General features: G+C 72.9%; 5 protein-coding genes. All 5 read left to right on the top strand.

The window, feature by feature from the left end; all coding sequences use genetic code 11:
• The first annotated feature begins 173 nt into the window (after positions 1 to 173).
• On the top strand, positions 174 to 1,427 hold the full coding sequence (locus ACFU7Z_RS35525; protein ID WP_049648966.1) for an ATP-grasp domain-containing protein: 1,254 nt from the start codon (positions 174 to 176) through the stop codon (positions 1,425 to 1,427).
• Positions 1,424 to 2,773: a hydrolase gene (locus ACFU7Z_RS35520; RefSeq protein ID WP_380782127.1), complete on the top strand. Its 1,350-nt coding sequence runs from the start codon at positions 1,424 to 1,426 to the stop codon at positions 2,771 to 2,773. The genes ACFU7Z_RS35525 and ACFU7Z_RS35520 overlap by 4 nt, the downstream gene beginning before the upstream one ends.
• Positions 2,770 to 4,026, top strand: a complete 1,257-nt coding sequence (locus ACFU7Z_RS35515; RefSeq protein ID WP_380782125.1) for an MFS transporter — start codon at positions 2,770 to 2,772, stop codon at positions 4,024 to 4,026. Before ACFU7Z_RS35520 ends, ACFU7Z_RS35515 begins: the two co-directional genes overlap by 4 nt.
• 69 nt (positions 4,027 to 4,095) lie before the next feature.
• A complete protein-coding gene (locus tag ACFU7Z_RS35510) occupies positions 4,096 to 5,061 on the top strand; it encodes an NAD-dependent epimerase/dehydratase family protein (protein WP_049648964.1) in 966 nt (321 codons plus the stop codon).
• On the top strand, positions 5,061 to 5,360 hold the full coding sequence (locus ACFU7Z_RS35505) for a putative quinol monooxygenase (protein WP_049648963.1): 300 nt from the start codon (positions 5,061 to 5,063) through the stop codon (positions 5,358 to 5,360). Before ACFU7Z_RS35510 ends, ACFU7Z_RS35505 begins: the two co-directional genes overlap by 1 nt.
• The last annotated feature ends 48 nt before the right edge of the window (positions 5,361 to 5,408 follow it).

Raw genomic sequence — 5,408 nt, 5'->3', positions numbered from 1 at the left:
CGTCCAGCAGCAGGACGTCGTAGCCGGCCCGTTCCAGCTGGTGCACGGCTGCCGGTACCGTGCCGACGGCCGCCGCCGGAGCCTGCGTCCGCTGAGCCGCCGGGGCCCGCGTCCGCCGCGCCCCCGCCCCCCGTCATCCCCTGATCCGCCACAGTCCGACAAGGAGCACAGCCATGCACATCCTCATGATCGAGTGCAACCCGAACGGGATCGCCGGTATCGCGAACGCCCTGGAACTGGGCCACGACGTCACCCTGGTCTCGGTCGACCCCGACTTCTACCTCAGCGTCTCGCCGCTGACCGAGGCCGCCTACGCCCACCCGAACTGCCAGGTCGTCAAGAGCGAGCAGGCCTTCTCCCTCGACGAGCTGACCGACCTGGCGCGCCGGCTGCACGAGGCCAAGCCGATCCACGGCGTCACCACGTACAGCGAGTACCACACCGTGCACACCGCCGCCGTCGCCGAGGCGCTCGGCCTGCCCGGCATGAGCGTCGACGGCGCCCGCAACGCCCGGCACAAGCACCTGACCCGCACCACCCTGGCCGGCACCGGCATCCGCCAGCCGCGCTTCGCGGTGGCCACCGACCCGGCCGAGGTGGAGGCCGCCGTCCGCGAGGTCGGCTTCCCCTGCGTGGCCAAGCCCTCCGACGGCACCGCCAGCCTCCACGTCCTGCACCTCAAGGACGAGGCGGACCTGCGCGAGTACCTCGCCGAGCTGGCCCAGGTCGCCGACTACGGGCGCGGCGTCGTGCGCATCCCGGAGATCGTCATCGAGGAGTTCGTCACCGGCGAGCTGATCTCCGTCGAGTCCTGCGTGCTCGCCGGGGGAGAGGTGGTCAACCTCGGCCTGACCGACCGCTCGCTCAGCGGGTTCCCGTACTTCATCGAGATGGGCCTCACCTACTTCAGCGGCCACCCGCTCCAGGAGGAGCTGTTCGCCGCCACCACCGCCGTGCTGAACGGGCTCGGCGTGGACTTCGGCTTCATCCACACCGAGTGGCTGCTCGGCCCGGACGGCCCGGTGCTGTGCGAGGTCAACGGCCGCCTGGCCGGCGGGATCGTGCCGACCCTGATGGAGATCACCTCCGGCGTGGACCCGTACCTGGAGGTCATCCGCCAGGCCCTCGGCGAGCGGCCCGAGCTGGCCTTCCCCCGTGAGACCACGGCCAGCGGCCACTGGTTCGGCTCCCCGGTCGCCGGGACGGTCGAGGCGATCGGCTTCGACGCCCTCACCGACCTGCCCGGCTTCCACAGCGCCCTCGGCTACAAGAAGCCCGGCACGGCCGTGAACCGCCTGTCCCGCAGCAACTTCGACTGGATCGGCCACATCATCTTCACCGGCGGCGACCGGGACGAGGCCGCCAAGCGCTGCCAGGACGGCCTGGACCGCATCGACCTGCGCCTGTCGGTCGAGGTGGCCCGGTGAGCGCGGCCACCCCCGAGCAGCGGCGGCCCGCCGTACTGTCGGGCGTGGCCGTCCCCGCCCTGGACGCCGAGGCGCTGTTCGACGTGACCGTCGAGGACGGGGTCTTCACCCGGATCGAGCCCTCGGGCACCCGCCGCGGCGACGAGCCGGAGCTGTGGCCCGGCTACACCGAGACCCACGCCCACATCGCCCTGCCCGCCAACTTCGACGACACCGCCGAGGACCCGCGGATCATCGCCCTCCAGTACCTCTACCACGGTGTCACCCACGTGGTGGACATGTTCGGCTACCCGATGGTGGCCGACGCCTGGGAGGCCGGCCGGGCCGCTTCGGACCTGCCGTACCCCGAACTGGTCCACTGCGGCTACGCGGTGACGGCGATGACCAACGCGGCGGGCCTCTCCGGCCACGGCGTGGAGTTCCCGACCCCGGTGTACATGCTCGCGGTCGAGGCCGACCTCGACCAGGCGCTGCGCAACAACGCCGAGCGCGGCGCGACCTTCCTCAAGGTCATGTTCACCGACGGCACCGAGCAGCCGGGCTCCAAGGTGCGCTTCTCCCGGCTGTCGGAGCGGGTGCTGCGGTTCACCGCGCGGATCGCCGCCGAGCGCGGCATCACCGCGGTGATCGACTGCAACACGCTGGAGGAGACCCGCTGGGCCTACGACTGCGGCTTCCGGCTCTTCGCCCACACCGTCCGCGACCGCACCCTCGGCGACGCCGAGTGGAAGGACCTGGCCGGCGCCCGGTTCGTCTCCACCCTCTCCGGGCTCCGCCCGATGGTCATGACGGCCGACGACTTCCTCGCCGCGTACGGCCGCGAGGGCTTCGCCGAGACCCAGGACGTCCGCAACCTGGACGCCGTCCGCGGCCTGGAGCAGCCGTACGGGATCACCTACGGCCTCCAGGAGACCCGGACCGGCGCGCTGGGCGACATGCGCCGCAACGCGCTGGCCGCGCTGCGCGAGGGCAACCTGCTGGTCGGCACCGACTCGGGCAACACCGGTGCCTACCACGGCTACTCCCTGCTCGGCGAGCTCGACCTGCTGCGCGGGGACGACCCCTCGCTCGCCGACGCGCTGCGCCACCAGGCCACCGTCGGCGGCCGGCGCTACTTCGACGAGCTGCGCGGAGAGTCCGGCGCCGCCCACCCGATCAGCGTCGGGGCGCCGGCCACCTACAACCTGCACGCGCCGGGCCGGCCGCTCGCCGCGCTGCCCACCGCCACCGTCGTGCGGGGGACACCGATCGACCGCCAGGCGGTCGCCCGGGCCATCGCCGGGCTCCGCGCCGCCGGGGCGGCCGGCACGACGACGCACGACACGAAGGAGGGGGCGGCCCTGTGACCGTCGACCGCAAGCGGGCGCTGATCGGCGTCAACGCCGGCATCCTGCTCGCCAACACCGGCAGCTACATCTGGTTCCCCGTGCTGGTGGCCTCGCTCGGCGGGGTGGACAGCGGCTTCTGGGCCGGCGTCGTGATGGCCATGACGTACGTCGGGCGGCTGCTCGCCACCTTCTTCTACGAGGGCGTGGCGCTGCGCATCGGCATCCGCGGTGCGGTCTTCCTCGGTACCGCCCTGGAGGCGGTGGCGCTGGGCCTGATGGGCTTCGGCACCGGGGTGCTGGTCTACGCCGTGCTCGCCTTCTTCATCGGCTTCGGCTCCGGCACCTCCTTCCCCGGCCTGAAGAACGTCCTCGCCTCCTACCCCGACGACGAGCGCCCCAAGGCCTTCTCGACCTTCCAGATGGCCGGTCAGGTGGGCGTGTTCGGCGGCGCCATGCTGGGCGCCGTGCTCGCCGACGTCGAACTGCGCACCCTGTTCTCGGTGGTGTTCGCGATCTTCCTCGCGTTCTGCCTGGCGGCCTCGTCCTTCATCCCCCGGGACGGCTTCCAGCCCCCGGCGCCGGTGGAGCCCGGGGCCGGGGCGGCGGCCCGCAAGCCGCTGTTCTCCACCGCGGTGTTCAAGGGCATCGACATCCGGGGCGCCACCCGCTACTTCCTGCTGTCGGCGGTGTTCTGGTTCCTGTCGATCGGCTTCATCGTCGGCATCCCGCTGCACATGGAGCGGTACGTGCCGCAGTGGGCGCCGTCCTCGCCGTTCTGGATCACCGGGCTGAGCATCCTGGTGCTCCAGTACCCGGTGTTCAAGTTCCTGATCGGCCGGTTCAGCCCGGCCGTGGTGATGGCGATCGGCCTCACCGGCATGACGGTGGCGTTCACCGCCCTCGGCGCGGGGCGCGGCGCGGCCTGGGTGGTGGTCGGGGCGCTGACGGTGGTGCTGGGCGAGATCCTCTTCGTGCCGTCCTTCGACATGTGGATCGCCCGCAAGGTCCCCGAGCGCCAACTCGCCAAGGCGATGGGGGCGATGCACTTCTTCCGCAGCGCCGGGAACATGGCCGGCTCGGTGCTCGCCGGTGTGCTGTTCGACCTGTCGCGCTCCGCCGGGGTGCCGGGCGCGAACTGGTACGTCGACGCGGTGGTGGCCGCCGGCTGCGCGGTGGTCTGCCTGGTGGGCCGGGCGGAGGGCACCGAGGCCGCGGCGGCCCAGGAGGCCGAGGCGGGCAGCTCGGACGCCGTGGGCGCCGCGTCCGCCTGACAGAACCCGAGCGGTCGCGCGTCGCGGGGCCGCGGACGGAACGAGAGAGAAAGAGACAGGAAAGAGCAGATGGCAGACATTTGCGTCATCGGCGGGACCCGCTACTTCGGCAAGCTGCTGGTGCGCCGGCTGCTGGCGGCCGGCCACCGCGTCACCCTCGTCACCCGCGGCCGGACCCCGGACCCGTTCGGGGACTCCGTCCGGCGGCTGCGCGCGGACGTCAACCGTCCCGGCGAGCTGGCCGAGGCGGTCGCCGGGGAGCGGTTCGACGCCGTGGTGCACCAGATGTGCTACACCCCCAACGCCGCCGTGGAGGCCTGCGAGGCCTTCGGGGACCGGGCCGGGAAGCTGGTGCTGACCAGCACCATCGAGGTCTACAACCGGGACACCTTCCGCGGGCCGGTCGCCGCACCGGAGTTCGGCGCGCTCGCCCGCGAGGAGGAGCTCGACCCGGCCGGCTACCCGTACGACCTCACCCTGCCCTGGCAGGACGACGACTACCTGGAGGCCAACTACGGCGAGGGCAAGCGCCAGGCCGAGGCCGCGGTGACCGACCGCGCCCGGGTACCGGTGCTGCTGGCCCGGGTGGCCCACGTGCTGGCCGAGGAGGGCGACTTCACCGGCCGCTACCGCTTCCACGTCGACCGGATCCGGGACGGGCGGCCGATCGTGGCCCACGCCGGGCCGGGCCGGACCTCGCTGGTGCGGGCCGAGGACGCGGCCGGCTTCCTCGCCTGGGCGGCCGTGAACGAGGTGACCGGCGCGGTCAACGTGGCCTCCCCGGACACCGCCGACGTCTACGATGTCGTTGCCTCGGTGGAGGGGGCGACCGGGCTGACGGCCCAGGTCATCGAGAAGGAGGACCCGGCGGGCGACCCCGACCTGTCCCCGTTCTCCTGCCCGGCCGACTTCGCGATGTCGGCCGACCGGGCCGCCTCGCTCGGCTACCGGTTCACCCCCATCGCCGAGTGGCTGCCCGCGCTCGGCCGGGCCGCCGCCGCCGACACCGATCCCACCACCGCCAAGGAGCAGTGATGTTCGACCTCATCGTCATCGTCAGGGTCACCGAGCCGGACGGCGTCCCGGCGGTCGCCGACGCCCTGGCCCGGATGCGGCCGCTGTGCCTCGCCGAGGACGGCTGCGTCAGCTGGGAGGCGTACCACTCGCAGGACGACCCGGGCCGCTTCGTCCTGGTGGAGCGCTGGGCGACCCGGGAGGCCTGGGAGGCGCACGACGGCGGCGACGCGATCCAGAAGGTCTACATCCCGGACATCCTGCCGCGGGTCGAGCGCGAGGTGCACCCCAGCGTTCCGGTCTCCGTGAGCGCCGGCTGAGCACCGGCTGAGCGCGCCGGCTGAGTGCACCGGCCGCGCCGGAGAACC

Source organism: Kitasatospora sp. NPDC057518 (assembly GCF_042802075.1).
Lineage (GTDB): Bacteria > Actinomycetota > Actinomycetes > Streptomycetales > Streptomycetaceae > Kitasatospora.
Note: the sequence above shows the minus strand (reverse complement) of the source record. Positions and strands in the feature narration are given on the sequence as shown.

Coding starts and splice junctions, on each gene's coding strand:
- ACFU7Z_RS35510 (WP_049648964.1), top strand. CDS start 4,096: ATGGCAGACATTTGCGTCATCGGCGGGACCCGCTACTTCGGCAAGCTG.
- ACFU7Z_RS35525 (WP_049648966.1), top strand. CDS start 174: ATGCACATCCTCATGATCGAGTGCAACCCGAACGGGATCGCCGGTATC.
- ACFU7Z_RS35505 (WP_049648963.1), top strand. CDS start 5,061: ATGTTCGACCTCATCGTCATCGTCAGGGTCACCGAGCCGGACGGCGTC.